This is a genomic window from Devosia sp. SL43, assembly GCF_021729885.1.
Classification (GTDB): Bacteria; Pseudomonadota; Alphaproteobacteria; order Rhizobiales; family Devosiaceae; genus Devosia.
The window spans coordinates 451587-476771 of the sequence record NZ_CP063401.1; the positions used below are offsets into that span (position 1 = coordinate 451587).

23 protein-coding genes are annotated in these 25185 nt (G+C 63.1%); 17 read left to right on the forward strand and 6 right to left on the reverse strand.

What is annotated here, in order from left to right:
* Positions 1-27: 27 nt before the first annotated feature.
* The 4 genes from IM737_RS02235 to purM all read right to left on the reverse strand — a co-directional run bounded on the left by IM737_RS02235 (position 28) and on the right by purM (position 2931).
* The gene (locus IM737_RS02235) at positions 28-240 is read right to left on the reverse strand and encodes a hypothetical protein (protein WP_236897979.1); all 213 of its coding nucleotides are present in this window, start codon (positions 238-240) and stop codon (positions 28-30) included.
* Between the two features lie 48 nt (positions 241-288).
* The gene (locus tag IM737_RS02240) at positions 289-1179 is read right to left on the reverse strand and encodes a DMT family transporter (protein ID WP_236897981.1); all 891 of its coding nucleotides are present in this window, start codon (positions 1177-1179) and stop codon (positions 289-291) included.
* Between the two features lie 91 nt (positions 1180-1270).
* Entirely contained in the window at positions 1271-1810 is a 540-nt protein-coding gene (purN, locus tag IM737_RS02245; protein ID WP_442874185.1) for a phosphoribosylglycinamide formyltransferase, read from the reverse strand.
* Positions 1811-1854: 44 nt separating this feature from the next.
* The gene (gene purM / locus IM737_RS02250; RefSeq protein ID WP_236897986.1) at positions 1855-2931 is read right to left on the reverse strand and encodes a phosphoribosylformylglycinamidine cyclo-ligase; all 1077 of its coding nucleotides are present in this window, start codon (positions 2929-2931) and stop codon (positions 1855-1857) included.
* A gap of 152 nt (positions 2932-3083) precedes the next feature.
* Between purM and IM737_RS02255 the strand changes: the two genes are divergently transcribed.
* The 4 genes from IM737_RS02255 to IM737_RS02270 are packed head-to-tail and all read left to right on the forward strand — an operon-like array spanning position 3084 to position 8577.
* Positions 3084-4157: an AI-2E family transporter gene (locus tag IM737_RS02255; RefSeq protein WP_236897988.1), complete on the forward strand. Its 1074-nt coding sequence runs from the start codon at positions 3084-3086 to the stop codon at positions 4155-4157.
* Positions 4135-4881: a hypothetical protein gene (locus IM737_RS02260; RefSeq protein WP_236897990.1), complete on the forward strand. Its 747-nt coding sequence runs from the start codon at positions 4135-4137 to the stop codon at positions 4879-4881. The genes IM737_RS02255 and IM737_RS02260 overlap by 23 nt, the downstream gene beginning before the upstream one ends.
* On the forward strand, positions 4874-7045 hold the full coding sequence (locus tag IM737_RS02265) for an RNA degradosome polyphosphate kinase (RefSeq protein ID WP_442874161.1): 2172 nt from the start codon (positions 4874-4876) through the stop codon (positions 7043-7045). The genes IM737_RS02260 and IM737_RS02265 overlap by 8 nt, the downstream gene beginning before the upstream one ends.
* Complete coding sequence (locus IM737_RS02270; RefSeq protein WP_236897994.1) at positions 7042-8577, forward strand: Ppx/GppA phosphatase family protein; 1536 nt, start codon at positions 7042-7044, stop codon at positions 8575-8577. The genes IM737_RS02265 and IM737_RS02270 overlap by 4 nt, the downstream gene beginning before the upstream one ends.
* Here IM737_RS02270 and rnd read toward each other — a convergent pair whose 3' ends face one another.
* Positions 8578-9750 carry a ribonuclease D gene (rnd, locus tag IM737_RS02275; RefSeq protein ID WP_236897996.1) on the reverse strand — a complete coding sequence of 391 codons (1173 nt, stop codon included), beginning with the start codon at positions 9748-9750 and terminating at the stop codon, positions 8578-8580.
* Between the two features lie 198 nt (positions 9751-9948).
* Between rnd and aspS the strand changes: the two genes are divergently transcribed.
* A complete protein-coding gene (aspS, locus tag IM737_RS02280) occupies positions 9949-11739 on the forward strand; it encodes an aspartate--tRNA ligase (protein WP_236897998.1) in 1791 nt (596 codons plus the stop codon).
* A 154-nt stretch (positions 11740-11893) separates the two neighbouring features.
* Here aspS and IM737_RS02285 read toward each other — a convergent pair whose 3' ends face one another.
* The gene (locus IM737_RS02285; protein ID WP_236898000.1) at positions 11894-12166 is read right to left on the reverse strand and encodes a DUF3601 domain-containing protein; all 273 of its coding nucleotides are present in this window, start codon (positions 12164-12166) and stop codon (positions 11894-11896) included.
* A 109-nt stretch (positions 12167-12275) separates the two neighbouring features.
* On the opposite strand from IM737_RS02285, the gene IM737_RS02290 reads away from it, so the two are divergent.
* The 12 genes from IM737_RS02290 to IM737_RS02345 all read left to right on the forward strand — a co-directional run bounded on the left by IM737_RS02290 (position 12276) and on the right by IM737_RS02345 (position 25148).
* Complete coding sequence (locus tag IM737_RS02290) at positions 12276-13922, forward strand: EAL domain-containing protein (protein WP_236898002.1); 1647 nt, start codon at positions 12276-12278, stop codon at positions 13920-13922.
* 103 nt (positions 13923-14025) lie between these two features.
* Complete coding sequence (locus IM737_RS02295; protein ID WP_236898004.1) at positions 14026-16311, forward strand: NADP-dependent malic enzyme; 2286 nt, start codon at positions 14026-14028, stop codon at positions 16309-16311.
* Complete coding sequence (locus IM737_RS02300) at positions 16308-16598, forward strand: Dabb family protein (RefSeq protein WP_236898006.1); 291 nt, start codon at positions 16308-16310, stop codon at positions 16596-16598. Before IM737_RS02295 ends, IM737_RS02300 begins: the two co-directional genes overlap by 4 nt.
* Before the next feature lie 213 nt (positions 16599-16811).
* On the forward strand, positions 16812-17210 hold the full coding sequence (locus IM737_RS02305; protein ID WP_236898008.1) for an FtsB family cell division protein: 399 nt from the start codon (positions 16812-16814) through the stop codon (positions 17208-17210).
* Between the two features lie 115 nt (positions 17211-17325).
* Complete coding sequence (gene pdhA / locus IM737_RS02310) at positions 17326-18345, forward strand: pyruvate dehydrogenase (acetyl-transferring) E1 component subunit alpha (protein WP_236898010.1); 1020 nt, start codon at positions 17326-17328, stop codon at positions 18343-18345.
* Between the two features lie 7 nt (positions 18346-18352).
* Entirely contained in the window at positions 18353-18748 is a 396-nt protein-coding gene (locus IM737_RS02315; RefSeq protein WP_236898011.1) for a hypothetical protein, read from the forward strand.
* 1 nt (position 18749) lies between these two features.
* Positions 18750-20138, forward strand: coding sequence for a pyruvate dehydrogenase complex E1 component subunit beta (locus IM737_RS02320; RefSeq protein WP_236898012.1), 1389 nt, complete (start codon positions 18750-18752; stop codon positions 20136-20138).
* Positions 20139-20149: 11 nt separating this feature from the next.
* Positions 20150-21511, forward strand: coding sequence for a pyruvate dehydrogenase complex dihydrolipoamide acetyltransferase (locus IM737_RS02325; protein ID WP_236898013.1), 1362 nt, complete (start codon positions 20150-20152; stop codon positions 21509-21511).
* Between the two features lie 12 nt (positions 21512-21523).
* Positions 21524-22174, forward strand: a complete 651-nt coding sequence (locus IM737_RS02330) for an SGNH/GDSL hydrolase family protein (RefSeq protein WP_236898014.1) — start codon at positions 21524-21526, stop codon at positions 22172-22174.
* A 27-nt stretch (positions 22175-22201) separates the two neighbouring features.
* Positions 22202-23641 (forward strand): dihydrolipoyl dehydrogenase, encoded by a 1440-nt coding sequence (gene lpdA / locus IM737_RS02335; RefSeq protein WP_236898015.1) that lies wholly within the window; start codon positions 22202-22204, stop codon positions 23639-23641.
* Positions 23642-23680: 39 nt separating this feature from the next.
* The gene (locus IM737_RS02340; RefSeq protein WP_236898016.1) at positions 23681-24721 is read left to right on the forward strand and encodes a Gfo/Idh/MocA family protein; all 1041 of its coding nucleotides are present in this window, start codon (positions 23681-23683) and stop codon (positions 24719-24721) included.
* Positions 24722-24890: 169 nt separating this feature from the next.
* Entirely contained in the window at positions 24891-25148 is a 258-nt protein-coding gene (locus IM737_RS02345; RefSeq protein ID WP_236898017.1) for a GlsB/YeaQ/YmgE family stress response membrane protein, read from the forward strand.
* Positions 25149-25185: the final 37 nt, after the last annotated feature.

Here is a 25185-nt window from a genome sequence, read left to right on the forward strand (position 1 = left end):
CGGCGCCACAGGGCGCCGTTCTGGTTTTCACATCCGCGTTGGGGGCTGGTCAGAACCCGGCCCCGGAACCGGTGCGGGCTGCCCCGGCGTTGGGTCTTCCACCGGTTGCGGCGTGTCGGGTAGTTCCTGCGGCTGCGGTGGCACTGGATCGACCGGCTGTGGCTGTGACGGTTCGGGCTGCGGTACGATTTCAGGGATCGGACGCGGATCGATATCGGGCCGATTGGGCTCTTGGCTCATGGGACGCTCCTTCGCATCAGGAACGCCCCATAGGGCCGTCTGTTCCGCTCAGGCTGCGGCGCGGCGCCAGAGCTTGCCGATACGGCCGTCGATCAGCAGCAGGCCGGCAAAGATCACGAACATCCCCAGGATCTGGATCGGCAGCACGGTTTCCCGCAGGATCGTCACGCCGAGGATGACCGCCGAGATCGGGGCGATGAAGGTGGTCGTGGCAAAGTTGGTGGCGCCGACGCGCGGCAGGATGCGGTACATGATCTGGAACGTGAAGGCGGTCGACACCAGGCCAATGGCAGCGGCGGCCAGCCAGGTTTCCGGGCGCACCATGATCGGCGTACCTTCGGTGATGAAGGCGACCGGAATGGCCACGATAGCCGCCCCGGTCAGCGCGATTGCGGCTAGGGCGGTGGGCTCGATCGCCTTGAAGCTGCGGGTGATGTTGAGCGATAGGGCGTAGCAGAGAGTCGCCAGCAGGCACGCACCGACGGCCCAGAGCTGCGACTGTCCACCCGAGGTCAGCGCGGGCGAAGCGAGAATCGCAGCGCCGACAAAGCCGACCGCGACACCGGCACTCTTGATGCGGCTGGCCTTCTCGCCGCCGACCCAGAAATGACTGACGATAACGGTCATGATCGGGGTCAGGGCATTGATGATCGCGGCGACGCCGCTGGCGAGGTTGGCCTGGGCCAGCGGGAACAGCGCAAAGGGGATGGCATAGGCCAAGACGCCCAGCGCGCCGAGCTTGAGCCACAGCACTGGATGGCGCGGGATGGGCTTGCGCAGCGCCACCATGACCGCCCAGCAGCCGACCGCACCGATGCCGACGCGAAAGGAGGTGACCCAGAGCGGCCCGATCTCGCGGATCAGCACGGCATTGAAGATGAACGAGCAGCCCCAGATGGCGCCAAGAAAGATGATCCAGAACCAGTCGCGACGATCCATGGGAGACTCCCGAGTTGAGCCGGGACGCTACGCCTGATGAGAACAAAGGTCGAACCGATTTTGACGATGGGTTCGATCAAATCTGGTGATGTCAGGCGTAGTTGATCTCGCCCGCGGCCAGCATCCGCAGGGCCTCGGGATAAAGCTGATGCTCCGCGACCAGCGTCCGCGCGGCCAGAGATTCTGCATCGTCACCGGGAAGGACAGGCACCTTGGCCTGCAGGATTACCGGGCCTTCGTCCATGCCATGCGTCACGAAGTGCACCGAGCAGCCGTGTTCGACGGCGCCATCGTCAAGCGCCTGCTGATGCGGGTGCAGGCCCTTGTAGAGCGGCAGCAGCGAGGGGTGGATGTTGATCATCCGACCCAGCCAGTGGTCGATGAAGTCATTGCCCAGAATGCGCATGAAACCGGCAAAGCAGACGATCTCGGCGTCCCAGCTCTCCAGCGTCTGGGTCATGACATCCTCGAACATGTCGCGGCTGGGGAATTTGCTCTGGGCGAGGGAGGCTGTGGCGATGCCATGACTGGCAGCAATGGCCAGGCCCGGTGCAGCGGCCCTGTTGGAGAAGACACCAACGATCTCTGCCGGATAGTCGGATGCCTTGGCGGCCTCGATCAGGGCTTGCATATTCGAGCCGCGACCAGAGATCAGGATGGCGACGCGTTTGCGGCTCACAGCGCCAGCTTGCCTTCGAAGGTTACAGGTTCGCCGCTGCGCACGGTGAGCGAGCCAACCACCGAGGCGATTTCCCCGGCGGCATTGAGATGATCCACCAGCGTCTGCGCATCATCGGGCGCCACGGCCACCAGCATGCCGACGCCGCAGTTGAAGGTGCGCAGCATTTCGCGCTCGGTCATGCCGCCGACATGGGCAAGCCAGCCGAAGACCTTGGGCACGGTGACGGCATTGAGATCGACATGTGCCGCCAATTCGTCGGGCAGCACGCGCGGAATATTGTCGATGAAGCCACCGCCGGTGATATGGGCCAGCGCCTTGATGCCGATGCCGGCCTTGAGGGCCGAGAGCAGCGGCTTCACATAGATGCGGGTTGGCGTCAGCAGGGCCTCGGACAAAGCCGTGCCCGGCTGGAAGGGCGCATCCATGAACCAGTCGAGACCGCTGAGCTCGACGATCTTGCGTACCAGGGAGTAGCCGTTCGAATGCACGCCCGACGACGCGATGGCGACCAGCGTGTCGCCTGCGGCGATATCGGGGCGGGGCAGGAGGGTGCCGCGCTCGGCCGCGCCAACCGCGAAGCCCGCCAGGTCATAATCCTTGCCGTGATACATGCCTGGCATTTCGGCGGTTTCGCCACCAATCAGCGCGCAGCCGGCAATACGGCAGCCTTCGGCAATGCCGGATACGATGGCGGTGCCCTGTTCGACGTCCAGCTTGCCGGTAGCGAAGTAGTCGAGGAAGAACAGCGGCTCGGCGCCTTGCACGATGATGTCATTGACGCACATCGCCACCAGGTCCTGCCCGATGGTCGAGTGATTGCCCGTATCGATGGCGATCTTGAGCTTCGTGCCGACGCCGTCATTGGCCGCGACCAGCACAGGATCGGTGAAGCCGGCCGCCCTGAGATCGAACAGACCGCCGAAGCCGCCGATTTCTCCATCGGCGCCGGGTCGGCGCGTGGAACGAACTGCCGGCTTGATCGCTTCTACAAGTGCATTACCAGCATCGATGTCGACGCCGGCCTGCTTGTATGAGAGCCCGTTTGATGTCAGGTTTTGCGGATCGGACATTGGCCTCGGACCATATTGGGGAAAGCGTGCGCAAAGCCTCGACCGGAAGACCAAGGCGGTTGCCAACTCCGGAGCCGGAAGCTAGACGGCCTGATAGCTTCTCCACCACACCGACGCAAGGCCCGCCAGGCACCATGACACTACGAAATCAAGTGCTGATCTGGACCGCGTTCCTCGTGGTGCTCATTCTGCTGCTGTGGCTGTTCCGCGGCATCCTGCTGCCATTCGTGGTCGGGGCGGCATTGGCTTACCTGCTCAACCCGCTGGTCAATCAGCTACAGAAATGGCGATTTAATCGCGGCTGGGCGACCGCGGTCGTGCTGCTGAGCGTCATCACCATCGTCGTCAGCCTGTTCTTCATGTTCGTTCCGTTGATCGGCCAGCAGATCATCGGCCTGATCCAGCGGCTGCCCGGCTATGTGACCGATTTGCAGGAACTGGTGGTCGTCTGGTCGCCAGAGATCAACGAATGGCTCGGACCCGAGCGCGCGGCGCAACTGCAAGCCAGCATCAGTGGCATGGCCAGCCAGGCGCTTGGCTTCATCGCTACGCTGCCGGCCGAACTGGTCAATATCGGGCTCACGGGGGCCGGCGTGATCGGCTTCACGCTCCTGACCCCCGTCGTCGCCTTCTACCTGCTGCTTGATTGGGAAGGCATGGTGCGCGGCCTGCAAGGCCTGCTGCCGCGCGACTCGCGTGGTGAAATAAACCAGATCCTCAACGACATCGACAAGTCGATGGCCGGTGTGATCCGCGGGCAGGGCGGTGTGCTGCTGATTGATGCGGCCTTCTACGCCACGGCGCTGAGCCTGATCGGTCTCAACTTCGGACTCGCCGTCGGCCTGATCGCCGGGCTGCTGAGCTTCATCCCCTATGTCGGCTTCGTGGTCGGCTTCGCACTGTCGCTCGGTATCGCCATCGTGCAGTTCTGGCCCAACTACTGGATGGTCGTGGCCGTCTGCGGCATTTTCCTGGGCTGGCAGTTCATCGAGGGCAATATCCTCTATCCCAAACTGGTCGGCGGCTCGATCAACATCAACCCGGTCTGGCTGATGTTCGCCTTGCTCGCCTTCGGCGCATTGTTCGGCTTTGTCGGCCTGCTGCTGGCCGTGCCGCTGGCCGCCATTGTCGGCGTGCTGGTGCGTTATGGCGTGGCCAAATACAAGGCCAGCACGCTCTATCTTGGGCAGAATGGTGGTCCCGGTGGCGACGCCAACGCAGCCTGAGGGCGACGGCCACAAGGGCCAGCTGGTCTTCGAACTTGGCCACACACCTGCCCATGGCGAGGCCGACTTCATGGTCGGCGAGGGCAATGCGCTCGCCCATGGCCGTATTCTCGCGTTTCCCCACTGGTCGGAACCCGTGACGCTGCTGGTCGGGCCGGCGAAGTCGGGCAAATCGCATCTGGCCCGCATTTTCGCCGATCGCAGCGGCGCTGGCTTTGCCGGCATCGACGATCTTGAAACCCTGGCGACGCAGGGCGGGCAGGGGCCCGTGATCGTCGAGGACGTAGATCGGCTCGACTATGACGAGGCCGGCCTGTTCCACCTGCTCAACCAATCGTTGCGCGACGGACGCCCGATCCTGCTGACGGCGCGAGAAGACGTTGCGAATTGGCCGCTGGCGACCGATGATGTGCGCTCGCGGGCCCGGCGGGCGACCGCGTTCACCCTGGAGCTGACGGACGACATTCAATTGTCACAGATGTTCGTGAAACTGTTCGGGGACCGGCAGATCAGGGTCGATCCCAAGATCATCGGCTATCTGGTGGCGCGCATGGAGCGCTCCGCCGAGGAAGTCGTGCTGCTGGCCGACCTCATGGACCGGCTGGCTCTGGGCAAGGGCACCGCCATCACCCGCAGCATTGCCGCACACGCTCTGGATCGCCGCCGCGCCGATCGCGGCGAAGCGAGCGGCCAACAGGATTGGGATATCGAAGACGATGAATGAAATGAGCGAGTTCAGCGAGACCGACGTTTCGGTCCCCGATATCGAAGCCTTGCGCAAGAGCCCGGCGCGCTTCGTCAATCGTGAGGTGAGCTGGCTGCAATTCAACATGCGCGTGCTGGAAGAGGCGGGCAACGAACACCATCCGCTGCTGGAGCGGCTACGCTTCGTCTCGATATCGGCCAACAATCTGGACGAATTCTACATGGTCCGCGTCGCGGGCCTGAAGGGCCAGGTGCGCGCCGGGCTCACCAAGCAGAGCGCCGACGGCCTGTCGCCCGCCGAGCAGCTCGAGGAAATCGCCACCCTGGCCCAGCACCTGCAACTCGAGCAGCAGGACCACTGGCAGGACCTGCGCGAAGAGCTGTTCGCCCAGAACGTGGTGATCCACGAGGCCGACGACCTGACGCCGGATCAGGTGAACTACCTGCAGAAGCTGTTCCGCGAAGAAATCTTCCCGGTGCTGACTCCCATTGCCGTCGATCCAGCGCATCCATTCCCGTTCATCCCCAATCTGGGTCTCGCACTCGCCTTCGAGCTGCGTCGCCCGGATAACGATATTCCGTTGACGGCCCTGGTCCGCATCCCCGGCAACCTCGACCGCTTCATCAACCTGCCCGGCGGGCTGGTATCGGAAGGCCGCAGCGAGGTGGTGACCATCGACACGCTGGTCAAGCTGTTCTTCCACAAGATGTTCCCCGGCCACGAAGTGGTCGGCTCCGGCGCCTTCCGGGTGATCCGCGACAGCGAAATCGAAATTGACGACGAAGCCGCCGACCTCGTGGTGGAGTTCGAGAGTGCCTTGCGGCAGCGCCGTCGCGGCCAGGTGATCCGCCTCGAAATCGAAAGCTCGATGCCGCGCGCGCTCAAGCGCCAGATCGCTGAGCAGCTCGGCGTCAAGGATGGCGACGTGTTCGAGGTGCAGGGCTTCCTCGGCCTCGCCGACGCCCGCAAGATTTGCGACGTCGACCGCCCGGACCTGAAGTTCACGCCTTATCATGCCCGCTTCCCAGAGCGCATCCGCGACTACAACGGCGACAGTTTCGCCGCCATCCGCGCTAAGGACATCCTGGTCCACCACCCGTTTGAAAGCTTCGACGTGGTGGCGCAATTCCTGATGCAGGCGGCACGCGACCCCGATGTCGTCGCCATCAAGCAGACGCTGTACCGCACCTCCGCCGACAGCCCGATCATCAAGGCGCTGGTGTTGGCCGCCGAAGCCGGTAAGTCCGTCACCTGCCTCGTCGAACTCAAGGCGCGCTTCGATGAAGAGGCCAATATCCGCTGGGCCCGCGACCTGGAGCGGGCTGGCGCGCAGGTCGTGTTCGGCTTCATCGAACTCAAGACCCACGCCAAGCTCAGCCAGGTGGTGCGGCGCGAAAAGGGCAAGCTGGTCAGCTATTGCCATATCGGCACCGGCAACTACCACCCGATTACCGCCAAAATCTATACCGACCTCAGCTACTTCACCATCGACCCGGCCATCACCCGGGACGTGGCCCGTGTGTTCAACTTCATCACCGGCTATGCCCGGCCAACCGAACTCGAAACCATCGCCGTGTCGCCGGTCAACCTGCGCCTGACGTTGCTGGACAACGTTGCGCGCGAGATCGAATTCGCCCGCAATGGTCAGCCGGCCAGCATCCTGCTCAAGATGAATTCGCTGGTCGATCCCGATGTGATCGACGCGCTCTATGACGCCAGCCAGGCCGGCGTGAAGGTCGATCTCATCGTGCGCGGCATCTGCTGCCTGCGGCCGGGCATTCCCGGTTTCTCGGAGAATATCCGGGTCAAATCGGTGGTTGGCCGCTTCCTCGAGCACTCCAGAATCTACTGCTTCGGCAATGGCGAGGCCATGCCCAACCCGCGCGCCAAGGTCTACATTTCCTCAGCCGACCTGATGGGCCGCAACCTGGATGGGCGTGTCGAAGTGATGGTGCCGATCCTCAACAAGACCGTGCACAAGCAGATCCTGGACGTGATTTTGGTTGCCTATCTGCGCGACAACCAGCAGAGCTGGGAAGTGCTGCCCGATGGTAGCTCACATCGTTTGCGCATCGGCGAAGGCGAAGAGGCCTTCAACGCGCATGACTACTTCATGACCAATCCGTCGCTGTCCGGACGCGGCAGCGCCGGCGGAGTCGAAGGTGACGAGGGTTCGGCTTGAATCAATTCTGGGGCGTCGACGCCGATCCGACGGCACAGGGGCGCATCAAAGGCGCCAAGCCTGTCGCCGTGCTCGATATCGGCTCGAACTCGGTTCGCCTGGTCGTCTATGAGCGCCACGCCCGGGCGCTGACGCCGCTCTACAACGAAAAGTCTGCCTGCGCCTTGGGACGCGGGGTCGGCCAGACCGGCCGTCTCGCTGATGCTAACGTCGCGCAGGCCCTGAACGCCATCAAGCGCTTTGCCCTGGTGGCCCGCATGATGCGCGTCGGCAAGGTCTATGTGCTGGCGACGTCAGCCGTACGCGACGCCGCCAACCGGCAGGAATTCGTGGACGCGGTCGAAGCGCTGATGGACAGCAAAGTCCAGGTGCTGAGCGGTGAGGAAGAAGCCCATTTCGCAGCGCTTGGCGCCGTGGCCGGCATTCCGGGATTCTCCGGTGTCGTTGGTGATCTGGGCGGCGGCAGCCTCGAGCTGTCGAGCATCCTTGGTGGCAGTGACACGGACGGCCAGTCGTTCGAGCTGGGTGTGATCCGCCTTCAGGACGACAGCAACGGCTCGCCCAGCAAGGCGGCCGGCATAGTCCGGGAACAGTTGCAAAAATCGTCGCTGACCAAACAGGGCAAAGGCGCGTCCTTTGCTGCCATCGGTGGTACCTGGCGCTCGCTGGCCAAACTGCACCAGATCGTGCGCGGCTATCCGCTGCACATGGTGCAGCACTACATCGTGTCGTCAGAGGACATGATCGGCTTTTGCAATGGCATCGTGGGCGCCGGTTCGCTCAAAAACTACCCGGGTGCCGACAATGTCAGCTCCTCCCGCCGCGAGCTGGTGCCATTCGGCGCCGCGGTTCTGGCCGAAGTCCTCAAGGCAGGCCAGTTCGCCAATGTGGTGTTTTCGGCCCTCGGCGTGCGAGAGGGCTATCTCTACGGCATTCTCGACAATCGCGAACAGTCGATCGACCCCCTGATCCAAGGGGCCGAGGAGCTTTCGGTGCTCCGCTCCCGCTCGCCGGCCCATGGTAGCGACTTGGTCGAATTCACTGGCCAGTTTTTGGCCGTGTCAGGGGCCACCGAAACGGCGGAAGAAGCCCGGCTGCGGACTGTGGCCTGCCTTCTCGCCGATATCGGCTGGCGGGCCCATCCGGACTACCGCGGCCCGCAAAGCGTCGACGCTGTGGCCTATGGCTCGCTGAGCGGCATCGACCACCCCGGCCGGGCCTTCCTCGCCCAGGTCATCGCTATCAGATATGACGGCCTCAAGAGCAAGTCAGCGGCCTCGTTGATGCCGCTCGGCAATGCCGAAATGACCCAGCGAGCCCGCCTGCTGGGCGCTCTGTTCCGCGTCGCCTATCCGATGACCGCCGCCATGCCCGGCATCCTGCCGCGCATCCGTTTCGAGGTGAGCGGCAACGACCTCGCACTGATCCTGCCTGGCGATCTGGCCTTTCTCGACGGCGAGCACCTACGCGGCCGGCTGGAGCAGTTCGTCGGTGTGGCAGGGCTGAAGACCGCTAAGGTGCGGGCGGAGTAGTTATTCAGCCGCAGCTGCCGCCTCTTTCACCGCAAACTCCACCACGCCCTTGCGCGTCGCGACCAGACCGACGCGGCCGTGCTTGATATCCAGGGCCTTCTCGCCGAACAGCTTGCGGCGCCAGCCCTTGAGGGCAGGGACGTCGGCTTCGTCGTCGAGCACCAGGGCGTCGATATCGTCTGATGTGGCAAGGATACGCGCGGCGACGCCATTCTGTTCGGCCACCGACTTCAGCAGCACGCGGATCAGGTCGCCAACCGCACCCTTTGGTGACGGGCCGCGATAGCGTTCCGGCATAACAGGCAATTCGGCCTTGCCCATATCCTCGACAACGCGCAGCAGCGTCATGATATCGGCGGCTGCCGAGCTGCGGCCGAAACCGCGCGGCACGGCGCGGAGCTTCTCGAAGGCATCTGCTGTCAACGGGCGCTGCATGGCCAGCTCGAACAGCACGTCGTCCTTGAGAATGCGGCTGCGCGGCTGATCGCTGTCCTGCGCGCGCTTCTCGCGCCAGGCGGCGAGCTTCTTGAGCGCTGCCAGGTCACGCGGGCGATTGATCTTCATCTTGAGGCGTTCCCACGCCTGCTCGGGCTGCACCACATAGGTATCGATGCTGCGCAGCACGCCCAGCTCGTCCTCGACCCAGTCCCAGCGCTTGGTCGCGTCTACCTGCTTGCGCAGCTCGCGGTAGATGTCGCGCAGGTGGGTGACGTCGGCAATGGCGTAGAGCCGCTGCTTCTCGGATAGCGGCCGGGCCGACCAGTCGGTGAACCGGGATGACTTGTCGAGTTCGACATTGGTGATGGCGCGCACCAGGTTGTCGTAGGACACGCTGTCACCAAACCCGCAGACGCTGGCAGCGATCTGGGTGTCGAAGATGTTGACGGGTACCTTGCCGGTGGCCTTGACGAAGATTTCGATGTCCTGCCGGGCCGCGTGGAACACCTTGGTTATGTTCGGGTTGGCCAGCAGATCGTAAAACGGCGTGAGATCAAAGCCGGGCACCAGCGGATCGATGAGCACAGCTTCGTCGTCGGTCGCGACCTGGACGAGACAGAGCTTGGGCCAATACGTCGTTTCGCGCAGGAACTCTGTGTCCACGGTCACAAAATCGAACTTCGCAGCGCGCTCGCAAAAGGCAGCGAGCACATCTGTGGAAACAATGAGGTCCATACCGGATTCCGTCTCAAATTCGTCAATATTGTTACTAGCAGGTGAAGCTGGTTCGCTCCAGACCGGATTTGTTGAGCTTTTGGACACGGTTAGCCGCGCCGGCACCGGGCAGGGTGGCGATGGGCCGTTCAGCTTGACAATCAGGGCCTCGCATGCGCTTTTCCGGCCCAAGATTCAGGCCTTTTCCAGAGCTTTCAAATGACTTCACATCGCTATCGCTCGCATACCTGCGGGGCCCTGACGGCCGCGCAAGCTGGTGAAACCGTCCGCCTCAGCGGCTGGGTGCATCGCATTCGCGATCATGGTGGGCTGCTGTTCATCGATCTGCGCGACCACTACGGCATCACCCAGGCCGTCATCGATCCCGATTCGCCCGCCTTCGCGCAGGCCGAAAAGGTGCGTTCGGAGTGGGTCATTCGCATCGACGGCGAAGTGAAGCTGCGCGACGCCGCGGCGGTGAACCCCAACCTGCCCACCGGCACGGTTGAGGTGTTCATCCGCGAGATCGAGGTACTGTCCGCGGCCAAGGAATTGCCGCTGCCGGTGTTCGGCGATCAGGATTATCCGGAAGACGTGCGCCTCAAGTACCGCTTCCTCGACCTGCGCCGCGAAAAGCTGCATGCCAACATCGTCAAGCGCACCAAGGTGATCGCGGCGATGCGCAATGGCATGACCGAGCAGGGCTTTACCGAATATTCGACGCCGATCCTGACGGCATCCTCGCCCGAAGGCGCGCGTGACTTCCTCGTGCCGTCGCGCATCCATCCCGGCAAATTCTTCGCGCTGCCGCAGGCGCCGCAGCAGTATAAGCAATTGCTGATGGTGGCGGGCTTCGACCGCTACTTCCAGATCGCGCCATGCTTCCGCGACGAAGACCCTCGTGCCGATCGCCTGCCGGGCGAATTCTACCAGCTCGACCTGGAAATGAGCTTCGTTACCCAGGAAGACGTCTGGAACACCACCCAGCCTGTCATCACCTCGATCTTCGAGCAGTTCGCCGAAGGCAAGGCCGTGACCAAGGACTGGCCGCGCATTCCCTATGACACGGCCATTCGCAAGTATGGCTCGGACAAGCCCGACTTGCGCAACCCGATCGAAATGCAGGCCGTCACCGAGCACTTTGCCGGTTCGGGCTTCAAGGTGTTCGCCGGCCAGATCGAAGCCGATTCCAAGGTCGAAGTCTGGGCCATCCCGGCCAAGAACAAGGCCGGCGCCGAGCCGATCGGCCGTGCCTTCTGCGATCGTATGAACGCCTGGGCGCAGGGCGAGGGCCAGCCGGGCCTGGGCTATATCTTCTTCAAGGATGGGCAGGGCTCCGGCCCGATTGCCAAGAACATTGGCGAGGAGCGTACCGCCGCCCTCAAGGCGCAGTTGGGCCTCGAGGATGGCGATGCCGTCTTCTTCGTCTGCGGTCGTCCCGAGAAGTTCTACAAGTTCGCTGGCGAGGCCCGCACCAAGGCCGGCACCGATATCGGCGTGGTCGACACCGAACGTTTCGCCCTGTGCTGGATTGTCGATTTCCCGTTCTACGAGTGGAGCGAAGAGGAAAAGCGCGTCGACTTCGCGCACAACCCCTTCTCGATGCCTCAGGGCGGGCTTGAGGCGCTGAACAGCCAGGATCCGCTGACGATCAAGGCCTATCAGTATGACGCCGTCTGCAACGGCTACGAAATCGCCTCCGGCTCGATCCGTAACCAGCTGCCCGACCTGATGGTCAAGGCATTCGAACTGACCGGCAAAAGCCGCGACGAGGTCGAGGAGCAGTTCGGCGGCCTCTATCGCGCCTTCCAGTACGGCGCTCCGCCACACGGCGGCGCAGCGTTCGGCATCGATCGCATCGTGATGCTGCTGTGCGGGGTCGCCAACCTGCGCGAAATCACGGCCTTCCCGATGAACCAGCAGGCCGAAGACTTGCTGATGGGCGCACCGAGCCCGGCATCATCAAAGGCCCTGCGCGAGCTGAGCATTCGGCTGAACGTACAGTCGTAAAATCTTGTAGTCGGCGTCTCCCTCCCCCTTGTGGGGAGGGTGGCCCGAAGGGGTCGGGTGGGGGGCTCGCCGCCAACGCGGTGTCGGGGGCCCACCCCCACCCTTGCTCCCTCCCCACAAGGGGGAGGGAGACGACTGCAACTCCAGCGTCCCCCTACCTCACCTCCTGCACATAGTCCTGCAGCCGATCGATGATCGGCCCTTGCTCCTCGTCGCGCCACTGCATGCGGATATGCCGCTCTTTGTCGCCGATCTCGACGAACAGCGAGAGGCCATCGTCATAGGGCAGGAAGGCCGAGCCGATATAGGTCCAGCTTTCGCCCACCGGATGCTCGCCGTGGTCGAAATCCTTGAATGCCTTGATCACCGCGTAGCGCCGGCCGCTCACCAGATGCTTGAAGTCGCGGGTGGGAAGTTCATAGGCCATGCTGTCTCGCAATCCCTGTCGTTTTCCGATGGTTAACCAGCATTAATGATCCGTTAAACGCTGATTGGTACCGATGAAGGGTGAAATTGGCCCTTTTCGGATTCGTTCATTGAAGTCCCGCTACTCCCATGTCCTGATGCTGCTGGGCGCCATTCTGGCGTTCCTGCCCATTGTGGCTGTGGACTATCTGCTGGACGCCTATGTTCGCGTCCGAGAGAAAACAACCACACAACAATACGTTGGCGCGATAACTTCGCAAATCGGTATCGGTGCGAACGACGCAATTGCCTCGCTCCGCACCATCCTGGCGGATAGCCCGTCGCTGTGCACGCCGACTTTCGTGGCCAATGTGCAGGTCGCAATCGAATCCAGCCTCAATATGAAGCAGGTGCTGGTCGAGAACGCTGATGGTGTCCAATATTGCGACGCTTTCGGCCGGACCGTCGTCTATTCGCCGATGTCGGAAAGTCTGCCTGTGCCCGGCCACACCGAAACGATTACGGTCGTGAAGCTGGGCGACATGGCCATGCCGGCGCTCAAGATCACCCAGGCCTTTGGCCAGACGCGCCGTGTGTCGGCTTTCGTGCCCCTGCTCGGACAAACCGAGGCGGCACTGGCGGAAGGCCTCGGCACCGGCGGCATGCTGCGGGTCACCTTGACCAACGGCACCGCCATCATGACCGTGGGCGACGCGACCGGTTTTGACCGTCGCACGTCCACGACCGAATTCGTCTATGCCCAGGGCTTTGCCGGCGAGCTGCCGCTCAAGGTCGAATATGCCATGCCCTTTGCCATGGCACGCGCCGGCTATACCGATCTCGATGTCGGCTTCACCATCATCGCCTGCCTGATGAGCGGCGCCTTCCTCATCCTGTCGCTGCACTATGTCCGCCGGTCACGCGTGCCGGCCTTCGACCTCGAACGCGCCATCGCTCGCGGCGAGATCAAGCCCTACTACCAGCCTGTCATCAACCTGCGCACCGGCCAGCTCGAAGGCTGCGAAGTGCTGTGCCGCTGGGAGAAAAAGAACGGCAAGGTCATCCCGCCCGGCGCCTTCATCGACTATGCCGAGGTGACCGGTCTTGCCATCCCGATGACGCTGTCGCTGATGCAGCAGGTCAAGGTCGATCTCGGCGATCTCTGCCAGCTGATGCCCGAGATGAAGGTCTCGATCAATCTGTTCGAGGGCCACTTCCGCGACGCCAGCATCGTCGAGGACGTGCAGGCAATCTTCGGCAATTCGCAAATCTCGTTCCGGCAACTGGTGTTCGAAATCACCGAGCGCCACCCGCTGGCCAATTCGACCGTGGCCGGCAGCGTGATCGCCGGCCTGCATGCTCTGGGCTGCCGCCTGGCGCTCGACGATGCCGGCACCGGCCACTCCAACCTCGCTTATCTGGCGACGCTGGGCTGCGACATCATCAAGATCGACCGCGTCTTCGTCGACATGGTCAAACCCGGTACGACGCAGGTTCCGGTGCTCGACGGCCTGATCGCCATGGCCACCGATCTCGATTGCGAAATCGTGGCTGAAGGCGTCGAGACCGAGGCGCAGGCGCTCTACCTGCGAGCCCGCGGCGTGCTGCAGGCCCAGGGCTTCATCTTCGCCCCGGCACTCAAGATTGGCGCCTTCCGCGAGCTGGCCATGGCCCTGCATGCCACCCAGGCGCCACGTAGCCGGATCGAAGCCATCATCGGCACCGACAACGAGATTATCGGCGAGGCCACAACCGTCGTCGGCAGCCGGGCCGCATAGTCGCTTTCGGCATCATAAGCTCTTTTCATCGCTCGAATTTGGTGGCACCAACGCGGACCCCCGCTTGTTCTTTCATCATATGAATGCGGGTTAGGAGGATTGCGTGTCCACTGACGTCAATGAACAGCGGAAAGCCCTGCGCGAAGCCGCGCTGCATTTCCACGAGTTCCCCAAGCCCGGCAAGCTCGAAATCCAGGCCACCAAGCCGCTGGGCAACCAGCGCGACCTGGCGCTTGCCTATTCCCCCGGCGTTGCCGCGCCCTGCGAGGAAATCGCGGCCAATCCGGAAACGGTGTCACGTTACACCTCCCGCCAGAACCTGGTCGCAGTGATCTCCAACGGCACGGCCGTTCTCGGCCTGGGCAATATCGGCGCGCTGGCCAGCAAGCCGGTGATGGAAGGCAAGGCCGTCCTATTCAAGAAGTTCGCCGGCATCGACGTGTTCGACCTCGAGATCGACGAGATCGACCCCAAGAAGTTCATCGATGCCGTAGCGCCACTCTGGCCGACCTTCGGCGGCATCAACCTTGAAGACATCCGCGCGCCCGACTGCTTCGAGATCGAAGAGACGCTGCGCGAGCGCATGCCTATTCCCGTGTTCCACGACGACCAGCATGGTACCGCCATCATCGTTGGCGCTGCCGTCCTCAACGGCCTGGAGCTCAAGGGCAAGAAGATCGAGGACGTCAAGATTTGCGCGTCCGGGGCAGGGGCTGCGGCCATTGCCTGCCTCAACGTGCTCGTGGCGCTCGGCGCCAAGTACGAGAATATCTGGGTCGCCGATAAGGATGGCCTGGTCACCCACAAGCGCAACGATGTGAATGACAAGTGGCGCGGCCAGTTCCGCCGCACCAGCGACGCCACGACGCTGGCCGAAGTGATCGACGGCGCCGACATCTTCCTCGGTCTGTCGGCTGCCGGCGCCTTGAAGCCGGAAATGCTGGCCAAGATGGCGCCCAAGCCGCTGATTCTGGCGCTGGCCAATCCGAACCCGGAAATTATGCCCGAAGTCGCCAAGGCGACGCGTCCGGACGCCATGGTTTGCACCGGTCGGTCGGACTATCCCAACCAGGTCAACAACGTCCTCTGCTTCCCCTTCATCTTCCGCGGCGCGCTCGATGTGGGCGCGACCACGATCAACGAAGAGATGAAGCTGGCCGCCGTCCGCGCGATCGCCAAGCTGGCGCATGAGCCGGGCTTGGAAGTCTCTCCCTCAGGCGCGCCGGCCGTCTTCGGGGCCGACCACATCATTCCCAATCCGTTCGATCAGCGCCTGATCCTGCGCATCGCGCCAGCCGTGGCGCGAGCAGCAATGGAATCGGGCGTGGCCAAGAAGCCGATCGCAGATTGGGACGCCTATATGGACGGGCTCAATCGCTTCGTCTTCCGCTCGGGCCTGGTGATGAAGCCGATCATCGATCGCGCCCAGGGCCAGAACAAGCGCATCGCCTTTGCCGATGGCGAAGACGAGCGCGTGCTGCGCGCTACCCAGGTGCTGCTGGAAGAAAAGATCGCCCGGCCGATCCTCATCGGCCGTCCCTCGGTCATCGAGGCGCGCATCGAACGCTTCGGCCTCAGCCTTAAGCCCGGCCGCGACTTCGACGTGATCAACCCCGAGGACGATCCACGTTATCGCGACTACGTCAGCGAGTTCCACGCGCTGGTCGGCCGCAACGGCGTGACGCCCGATACCGCTCGGCAGATGGTCCGCACCAATACCACGGTCATCGGTGCGCTCGCCGTGCGTCGCGGCGACGCGGATGCCTTGATCTGCGGCCTCCAGGGCCGCTTCATCCGCCACGTCCGCGACATCCGCTCGGTGATCGGCCTGCAGGATGGCGTTGCCGACGTATCCGCCCTGTCTCTGCTGATCATGCCGCGCGGCGCCTTCTTCCTCGCCGACACCTATGTGAACATCGATCCGTCGCCCGACGAGATCGTCGGCATCACCCTGCAGGCCCGCGACCATCTCAAGCGCTTCAATATCGAGGCCAAGGTGGCGCTGCTGAGCTACTCCAACTTCGGCTCGCGCGATGGCGACAGCGCCTACAAGATGCGCGAAGTCTATAAGAAGCTCAAAGCCATCGACCCCGGCCTCATCGTCGAAGGCGAAATGCAGGGCGACCTGGCGCTCAACCACGAACTGCGCGAGCGCTACATCCCCGACACCATCCTGGGCGGCGAAGCCAACCTGCTGATTTTCCCCAACCTCGACGCCGCCAACCTGTCGATGACGCTGCTCAAGGAAATGAACAACGCCCTGTCGGTCGGCCCCATCCTGATGGGCCCGAAATCGCCAGCCCATATCCTGGCGCCATCCACCACCAGCCGCGGCATCGTCAACATGGCGGCGATTGCGGCCACGGAAGCTATTGGAGCGCAGGAATGATCCGTCACAGCGTCATCTTCACCCTGAAGCATCCGGCCGGCTCGGCGGAGGAGGGGGCCTTCCTGCGCGATGCGAAGATCCTCGCCGCGATCCCAGGCGTCGAGAAGTTTGAGCAATTGCGTCAGGTCAGCCGCAAGAACGACTATGCCTTCGGCTTCTCGATGGAATTTGCCGACCAGGCGGCTTATTCGGGCTACAACGATCATCCGGACCATGTGGCGTTTGTCCGCGACCGCTGGATGCCCGAGGTGGAGCGGTTTCTCGAGATCGATTACGTGCTGATTTAGGATCGTGCCACGCCCTCGTGGTTCGAGGCTCGCGAAGAGCTCGCACCTCACCATGAGGTCTACTGGTATATAGAGGCGATCGCGACCACCCTCACAGTAGCCCTCATGGTGAGGTGCGCTTCTTCAGCGCCTCGAACCACGAGGGCGTGGCACGGCAACCCCATGTTAAACCCTTCTCACTCATAGTGGTCTGGTCCAAACTCGGTCCTGCCCATGCCCACCCGTCTCAAACGCCCCGCTATCTGGCGCCCGCTCGCCCTTACAGTGGCTTTGCTTGGCTTTCAGGGCTATCTCGGCTTTTCAGCGATCGGTGGTCAGTTCGGCATTGAGAACCGCACGCAGATCATGCTCGATATCGATCAGCTCAAGGGCAAGTCGGCTGCACTTCAGGCCGAGATCGACGCCTACCGACATCGTGCCACGCTGATGGATACCCGCCGGCTTGATCCCGATATAGTCACGGAACGGGCACGCGCCATGCTGAACATGGCCAATGCGGACGACGTGATCGTCATGGTCGACCCGCATACTGGTGAACCACTTTCCGGTAAATTCCGTGAATTAGCCTCAGATGAGTTAATGCAACTTATCGAAGCGGATTCAACGCTTTAGTCGGCGCCCATCGCTCCAGTGGAGCATTGCTTTCCGTCCATCGCTTGCACTATGATGCGCAACTGTGGCCAACTCGGGCCAAGCGGCAAATCCATTTCGATGCGGAGCGTTCCCCATGGCGCGTAAGGCTGTGGCCACCAAGGCCAAGACGCAATCCAATGTCCCTCAGTTTACCGGGGAACAAGACCTCGAAGCCTACCGCGAAATGCTGCTGATCCGGCGTTTCGAGGAAAAGGCCGGCCAGATGTATGGCATGGGTCTGATCGGCGGCTTCTGCCACCTCTATATCGGCCAGGAAGCCGTGGTCACCGGCATCACCATGGCCAGTGAGAAGGGCAAGGACGCCCAGATCACCGGCTATCGCGACCACGGACACATGCTGGTCATGGGCCTCGACCCCAAGGGCGTTATGGCCGAGCTGACCGGCCGCGAAGGTGGCCTCAGCCGCGGCAAGGGCGGCTCGATGCACATGTTCTCCAACGAACACCGCTTCTATGGCGGCAACGGCATTGTCGGCGCCCAGGCGTCGCTCGGTACGGGCCTGGCCTTCGCCGCCAAGTACAAAGGCGACGGTTCGGTGTCGCTGGCCTATTTCGGCGACGGCGCGGCCAACCAGGGCCAGGTCTACGAGAGCTTCAACATGGCCAAGCTGTGGAAGCTGCCGGTCGTGTTTGTCATCGAAAACAACAAATACGCCATGGGCACCTCGATCGAGCGTGCTTCGGCGACGACCGATTTCTCCCAGCGCGGCGCTTCGTTCGACATTCCAGGCGAACAGGTCGACGGCATGGACGTTCGCATGGTCTATGACGCTGCCCGGCGCGCCATCGAGCATGCCCGCTCGGGCAAGGGCCCGTATATCCTCGAAATGCTGACCTACCGCTATCGCGGTCACTCCATGTCCGACCCGGCGAAGTATCGCTCCAAGGACGAAGTGACCAAGTATCGGCAGGAGCGTGACCCGATCGAGCAGGTCAAGGCTCGCCTGATCGAGTCGGGCGCCCAGACCGAAGAGACGCTCAAGGCCATCGAAAATGACATCCGCGCCATCGTGACGGCAGCGGCCGACTTTGCGACCGAGAATCCGGAGCCGGATGCGTCCGAACTCTGGACCGACATCACCGTCAGCGCCTGAGGCCACCATGCTCATCCTTGCGGGTGTAATCGGGCTGTTCGCATCACTGTCCTGGATCGTCGCGGTGATCCAGGCGATCCGCATCGTGCAGCTAACGCCCAAGGGCGAAAAAATGGGTTCCTATTTCGCGCTCGGCTGGTGGAAGTTCGACCAGATCGCAGCCAAGGCCGGCCCTGCTTCGGTGCCGGTGCTGGAGACCTACAAGCGCGCCGTGATCGCCTTCCTGGTCTTCGTGATCCTGGGCGTGTTGCTCAGTGGCTGGATGGCCTCTCAAACGCCGCCGGCAACTGCCACCACCACCGGCCTGATCAACGATCCGCGGATCATTCCCGCTGAGTTTGCCTTCAATTCCGAATTCCGCCGCGTGGCTATGCCCGGCGCCTCAAATATCCTGGAGAGCTGATATGCCCCAAATCCTGATGCCCGCGCTCTCGCCCACCATGGAAGAGGGCACGCTGTCCAAATGGCTGGTCAAGGTCGGCGACAAGGTCAAGTCCGGCGACGTGCTGGCCGAAATCGAAACCGACAAGGCGACCATGGAAGTCGAGTCGGTTGATGAAGGCACCGTCACCGAGTTGCTGATCGAGGCCGGCACCGAAGGCGTCAAGGTCAATACCCCGATCGCCATGGTTCTGGCCGAAGGCGAAACCGCCGATGCTGCCCCGGTTGCCAAGACGGCAGCCGAGCCCTCTGAAGCGCCGGTCGTCGCCGCCGAAAAGGCCGCAGACGCAGCGCCATCGCAGGCGTCTGTTCCAGCCGCCCCCAAGTTCGAAGCCCAGAGCGATCCGGACCTGCCCGAAGGCGTCGAGATGGTCGAGATGACCGTGCGCCAGGCGCTGAACGAGGCCATGGCCGAAGAACTGCGCCGCGACAAGGACGTCTTTGTTATGGGCGAAGAGGTTGCCGAATACCAGGGCGCCTACAAGATCACCCAGAACCTGCTGCAGGAATTCGGCCCCGAGCGCATCATCGATACGCCGATCACCGAGCACGGCTTTGCCGGTCTGGCCGTCGGCGCCGCCTTTGCCGGCCTCAAGCCGATCGTCGAATTCATGACCTGGAACTTTGCCATGCAGGCAATCGACCAGATCATCAACTCGGCCGCCAAGCAGCTCTATATGTCGGGCGGGCAGGTCAAGGCGCCGATGGTGTTCCGCGGCCCCAACGGCGTCGCCTCGCGCGTCGGCGCCCAGCACAGCCAGGACTATTCGGCCTGGTACAGCCACGTGCCCGGCCTCACCGTCATCGCGCCCTATAGCGCCGCCGACGCCAAGGGCCTGCTCAAGGCGGCCATCCGCTCGCCCAATCCGGTGGTCTTCCTCGAAAACGAAATTCTCTACGGCTCGACCGGTCTCGTTCCCAAGATGGACGATTTCGTGCTGCCGATCGGCAAGGCCCGCATCGCCCGCAAGGGTGCCGATGTCACGATCGTCTCCTTCTCCATGGGCATGCGCTACGCCACCCAGGCCACCGAAAAGCTGGTCGCGGCCGGCGTCGACGTGGAACTGATCGACCTGCGCACCCTGCGCCCGCTCGACAGCGATACCGTCATCGCCTCGGTCAAGAAGACCGGTCGTCTGGTGACAGTCGAAGAGGGCTGGCCGCAGGGCGGCATCGGCGCCGAAATTTCGGCCCGCGTCATGGAACAGGCCTTCGACTATCTCGATGCCCCTGTCATCCGCGTCACCGGCAAGGATGTCCCCATGCCCTACGCCGCCAACCTCGAAAAGCTGGCGCTGCCGAACGTCGATGAAGTGATCGCGGCCGTCAACGCCGTGACCTACCGCTCGTAAGGAGAACCCGGATGCCGATCAATATCACCATGCCGGCGCTCTCTCCGACGATGGAAGAGGGCAAGCTCGCCAAGTGGCACGTCAAGGAGGGCGACAGCGTCTCTTCCGGTGACGTGATCGCTGAAATCGAAACCGACAAGGCCACGATGGAAGTCGAGGCCGTCGACGAGGGCAAGATCGGCAAGATCCTGGTCGCCGAAGGCACCGAGAACGTCAAGGTCAACGCCGTCATCGCCGTGCTGCTGCAGGATGGCGAAAGCGCCGACGCGGCGGCTGCGCCCAAGACAGAAGCACCCAAGCCTGCTCCTGCCGCTGAAGCACCCAAGGCGGAGGCCCCCAAGGCCGCCGCCGCGCCGGCCCCGGCCGCGACCAACAGCAATTCCGGCAGCAGCGCTCCTGCTGCCGCGCCCGCTCCGGCCAAATCGGAAGGCGGCAAGACCTTTGCCTCGCCGCTCGCCCGCCGACTCGCCAAGGAAGCCGGCATCGACGTTTCCGCGATTTCCGGCTCCGGTCCCAAGGGCCGCGTCGTCAAATCCGATGTCGAAGCCGCCAAGTCCGGCAAGACCCCGCTCAAGGCCGCTGCCTCGGCTCCTGCCGCCACGCCCGCCGCTGGCGGCGCAGCGCCATCAGGGCTGACCAAAGCGCAAGTGCTCGCCCTCTATCCGGAAGGCAGCTATGAGCTCGTGCCCAACGATGGCATGCGCAAGGTCGTCGCCGCACGCCTCACCGAATCCAAGCAGACCGTCCCGCACTTCTACCTGACGCTCGATTGCAAGATCGATGCGCTGCTGGCCGCCCGCGAGCAGATCAACGCCGCCGCGCCCAAGGGCAAGGACGGCAAGCCAGGCTACAAGCTCTCGGTCAACGACTTCGTCATGAAGGCCTGGGCCGTCGCCCTGCAGCGCGTGCCCACGGCCAACGCTACCTGGGCCGGCGACTCGATCCTCTACCACAAGCGCTCTGACGTCGCGGTTGCTGTGTCCGTGCCCGGCGGCCTGTTCACCCCGGTGGTCAAGTCCTGCGATACCAAGACGCTTCGCGAGATCTCCGAGGAGGTCAAGGATCTGGCCACTCGCGCCCGTGGCAAGAAGCTGGCGCCGCATGAATACCAGGGCGGTTCTACTTCGGTCTCCAACCTGGGCATGTTCGGCATCAAGGAATTCGCCGCCGTCATCAACCCGCCGCATGGCACCATCCTCGCCGTCGGCGTGGGCGAAGAGCGCGTCTATGCCGACGCCGGCCAGGTCAAGATTGCCAACTTCATGACCGTGACCCTCTCCTGCGACCACCGCTCCGTCGACGGCGCCCTGGGCGCCGAGGTGCTCGGCGTGTTCAAGGGCCTGATCGAAAACCCGGTGATGATGCTGGCCTAAGGGGCAGGGCGGATGAAAATCATTCTTGCTTACGGCGACAGCCTGACCTTCGGCGCCAATCCGCAACCCGGTGGTCCGCGCCATGCCTATGACGATCGCTGGCCTACGGCCCTCGAAAAGGGACTAGGCGGCAAGGCGCGCGTCATTGCCGAAGGTTTGGGCGGCCGCACCACAGTCTCCGACGACTGGTATGCCAATGCCGATCGCAACGGCGCCCGTATCCTGCCGACGCTGCTCGAGAGCCACTCGCCGCTCGACCTCGTCATCATCATGCTGGGCACCAACGACCTCAAGCCCGCCATCTGCGGCTCGGCGCTGGAGGCCTCGTTCGGCATGCGCCGGATGGTGCAGCTTATCCGGGGCCACTATGCGGGCAAGGGCGAAGCCGCGCCGCAGATCATCCTCGTGGCGCCGCCACTGCTCTGCGACAGCGACAATGCCGACATGATGGGCCATTTCGGTGGCTACGCCCATGGCCTCGAACAATCCAGCCAGTTCGCCACTCACTATGCGCGCCGCGCACAGGAGTGGAATACCGGCTTCTTTGATGCCTCGACGGTGGCAAAGGCCGATCCGCTCGACGGCGTCCATCTCGACGCGACCAACACTCGCGCGATCGGCGAGGGGCTCGTGCCGGTCGTCAAATCCATGCTCTCGCTCTGAGAGCCAATCGACTTTCTGGAGGCCCAAATGGCTGACCAATACGACCTTCTCGTCATCGGCGCCGGCCCGGGCGGCTATGTTGCCGCCATCCGCGGCGCGCAGCTCGGCATGAAGGTGGGCATCATCGAACGCGAGCACATGGCCGGCATCTGCTCCAACTGGGGCTGCATCCCGACCAAGGCGCTGCTGCGTTCGGCCGAAATCTACGGCCATATGAGCCATGCCAAGGACTATGGCCTGACTGTCGAGAAGTTCGGCGTGGACATCGACGGCGTGGTGAAGCGCTCCCGCGCCATCGCCGCGCAGATGAACAACGGCGTCCAGTTCCTCATGAAGAAGAACAAGGTCGACATCATCTGGGGCGAGGCGGTCATCACCAAGCCCGGCGAGGTCAAGGTCGCGCCAACCAAGAAGGCCATCCAGCAGCCGCAGGTGCCGCCGCCCAAGAATGCGCTGGGCGAGGGGACCTATAAGGCCAGGAACATCATCATCGCCACCGGCGCCCGCCCGCGCGTGCTGCCCGGCATCGAACCCGATGGCGACAAGATCTGGACCTATTTCGAGGCGATGAAGCCGGCTGCCATGCCCAAGTCGCTGGTGGTCATGGGCTCTGGCGCCATCGGCGTCGAGTTCGCCTCCTTCTACCGCTCGATGGGCGCTGAAGTGACCATCATCGAACTGCTGCCGCAGATCATGCCGGTGGAAGACGCCGAGATTGCCGGTCTGGCGCGCAAGCGTCTCGAGAAGCGCGGCATCAAGATTCTGACGGGTGCCAAGGTCGCCAAGGTCGAAAAGACCAAGGATGGCGTCACCGCCCATGTCGAACTCAAGGACGGCAGCAAGCAGCAGATTTCCGGCGACAAGCTGATTTCGGCCGTCGGCGTGCAGTGCAACATCGAAGGCCTCGGCCTCGAAACGGTCGGCGTCAAGACCGAGCGCGGCGCCATCGTCATCGACCACTATGGCGCGACCAACGTTGCCGGCATCTGGGCCATTGGCGACGTCGCCGGCCCGCCGATGCTGGCGCACAAGGCCGAGCATGAGGCGGTCATCACCGTCGAGAAGATCGCGGGCCTTAAGGTCCATGGCCTCGACAAGACCAAGGTGCCCGGCTGCACCTATTGCGAGCCGCAGGTGGCCAGCGTCGGCCTCACCGAAGCCAAGGCCAAAGAAGCCGGTCGCGAGATCAAGGTCGGTCGCTTCCCCTTCGTCGGCAACGGCAAGGCCATTGCGCTGGGCGAACCGGACGGACTGGTCAAGACCATCTTTGACGCCAAGACCGGCGAGCTGCTGGGTGCGCACATGGTTGGCGCCGAAGTGACCGAGTTGATCCAGGGCTTTGTGATCGCCATGAACCTCGAAACCACCGAGGAAGACCTGATACACACAATTTTCCCGCATCCGACATTGAGCGAAACGATGAAGGAAAGCGTTCTGGATGCTTACGGGCTCGCGCTGAATATCTAGCGCGGCCATCCCAAGGGCATCACACAAGGAGTTATCCACATGGTCAAGGCGATCCAAGTCGGCCTGGGACACTGGGGATTCAGCTGGACCAAGGAAGTTATCCCCAAAGTTCCCAACATTCACATGGTGGGCTACGTGGACAGCAATCCCGAGGCCATCAGGCGTGTCCAGACGGAACTTGGCATCGACGAGAAGCGCTGCTTTCTGAGCCTCGAAGAAGCGGCCAAGGGCGTCGAGGCAGATCTCGCCATCTGCACTTTGCGGACCGAAGCGCATTATCCGGTGGTCAAGCGCTGCCTGGAACTGGGCTTCAACGTCATCGTCGAAAAGCCCTTCGCCTCGACCATCGCCCAGGCCAAGGAGCTGGTCGCCATCGCCAAGGCCAATGGTCGCGTGCTGATGGTCAGCCAGAACTACCGCTTCCAGCCGGCACCGATTGCGGCCGCCGAGCTGATCGGCGCGCAGAGGTTCGGGCCAGTGAACCTGGTGTCCATCGATTTCCGCCGCCACGCGCCGAGCCAGGGCTATCGCTATTGGGACATGCCCGATCCGTTGCTGGCCGACATGTCGATCCACCATTTCGACCTGATGCGCATGGTGCTGGGCGACGAGCCCAAGCGCGTCTCCTGCCGCACCTGGAATCCAGATTCCAGCCCCTTCGGGCATCACCCCATCGGCGTAGCGACCCTCGAATTCGAGAAGGGCACCATCGTGTCCTACCGCGGCTCATGGATGAGCAGCGGCCCCGTGACACCGTGGGCTGGCGAATGGACCATGGATTGTTCGGAAGGCGAGATCATCTGGAGCTCGCGCGATCACTTCATGGGCAAGGCCGGGCCGGACAAGCTGAGCCTCCGCCAGCGCGACGGCGAAGCCGTGCCGTTCGCGCTGGAGCCGATCGAGCTCGCCGACCGCACCGGCACGCTGGGCGCCATTGCCAAGGTCATCGAGACCGGCTCAATTCCCGCGCGCTTCAGCTCGGGCGAAGATAATCTACATTCGCTTGCGCTGGTGCAGGCAACCATCACATCCGCATCACGCGGCGGCGAATGGGTCGAAATCGCGGAGATCATGCAATGATGCATGGTCCCAACCACGGTGTCGTTCCTACCCACGATGTCATTCCGGCGAAGGCCGGAATCCAAATCCGGTGGGTTCCGTTGACTCAGAGCATGGGGCTACCACCGGACATGGATCCCGGCCTTCGCCGGGATGACCCGGTGATTGACGAGCATTTGGAGCACAGAATATGAGCGTCGGAACACAAGAACTCCTGATATTCCTGGGCATCGGCCTCGTTGCCGGCTGGTTGGCCGGCCTCGTGCTGGGCGGCGGCGGCTTGCTGCGCAACCTGATCGTCGGCGTCATCGGTGCCTTTGTTGGCGGCTGGCTGCTGTCGGTGGCCAATATTTCGCTGCCTGTCGGCAATGTGCTGGTCAGCCAGATCATCACTGCCACGATTGGTGCTATTGTCGTGATTGCGGTCGCACGAGTCATCGCGCGATAAGGGCAGGGGCCTTGAAGCGGCGCGAGCGAGACGCGAT

Coding starts and splice junctions, on each gene's coding strand:
- IM737_RS02340 (WP_236898016.1), top strand. CDS start 23,681: ATGGTCAAGGCGATCCAAGTCGGCCTGGGACACTGGGGATTCAGCTGG.
- pdhA (WP_236898010.1), top strand. CDS start 17,326: ATGGCGCGTAAGGCTGTGGCCACCAAGGCCAAGACGCAATCCAATGTC.
- purM (WP_236897986.1), bottom strand. CDS start 2,931: ATGTCCGATCCGCAAAACCTGACATCAAACGGGCTCTCATACAAGCAG.
- purN (WP_442874185.1), bottom strand. CDS start 1,810: ATGCAAGCCCTGATCGAGGCCGCCAAGGCATCCGACTATCCGGCAGAG.
- IM737_RS02330 (WP_236898014.1), top strand. CDS start 21,524: ATGAAAATCATTCTTGCTTACGGCGACAGCCTGACCTTCGGCGCCAAT.
- IM737_RS02320 (WP_236898012.1), top strand. CDS start 18,750: ATGCCCCAAATCCTGATGCCCGCGCTCTCGCCCACCATGGAAGAGGGC.
- aspS (WP_236897998.1), top strand. CDS start 9,949: ATGACTTCACATCGCTATCGCTCGCATACCTGCGGGGCCCTGACGGCC.
- rnd (WP_236897996.1), bottom strand. CDS start 9,750: ATGGACCTCATTGTTTCCACAGATGTGCTCGCTGCCTTTTGCGAGCGC.
- lpdA (WP_236898015.1), top strand. CDS start 22,202: ATGGCTGACCAATACGACCTTCTCGTCATCGGCGCCGGCCCGGGCGGC.
- IM737_RS02235 (WP_236897979.1), bottom strand. CDS start 240: ATGAGCCAAGAGCCCAATCGGCCCGATATCGATCCGCGTCCGATCCCT.
- IM737_RS02240 (WP_236897981.1), bottom strand. CDS start 1,179: ATGGATCGTCGCGACTGGTTCTGGATCATCTTTCTTGGCGCCATCTGG.
- IM737_RS02305 (WP_236898008.1), top strand. CDS start 16,812: ATGCCCACCCGTCTCAAACGCCCCGCTATCTGGCGCCCGCTCGCCCTT.
- IM737_RS02265 (WP_442874161.1), top strand. CDS start 4,874: ATGAATGAAATGAGCGAGTTCAGCGAGACCGACGTTTCGGTCCCCGAT.
- IM737_RS02345 (WP_236898017.1), top strand. CDS start 24,891: ATGAGCGTCGGAACACAAGAACTCCTGATATTCCTGGGCATCGGCCTC.
- IM737_RS02300 (WP_236898006.1), top strand. CDS start 16,308: ATGATCCGTCACAGCGTCATCTTCACCCTGAAGCATCCGGCCGGCTCG.
- IM737_RS02325 (WP_236898013.1), top strand. CDS start 20,150: ATGCCGATCAATATCACCATGCCGGCGCTCTCTCCGACGATGGAAGAG.
- IM737_RS02285 (WP_236898000.1), bottom strand. CDS start 12,166: ATGGCCTATGAACTTCCCACCCGCGACTTCAAGCATCTGGTGAGCGGC.
- IM737_RS02315 (WP_236898011.1), top strand. CDS start 18,353: ATGCTCATCCTTGCGGGTGTAATCGGGCTGTTCGCATCACTGTCCTGG.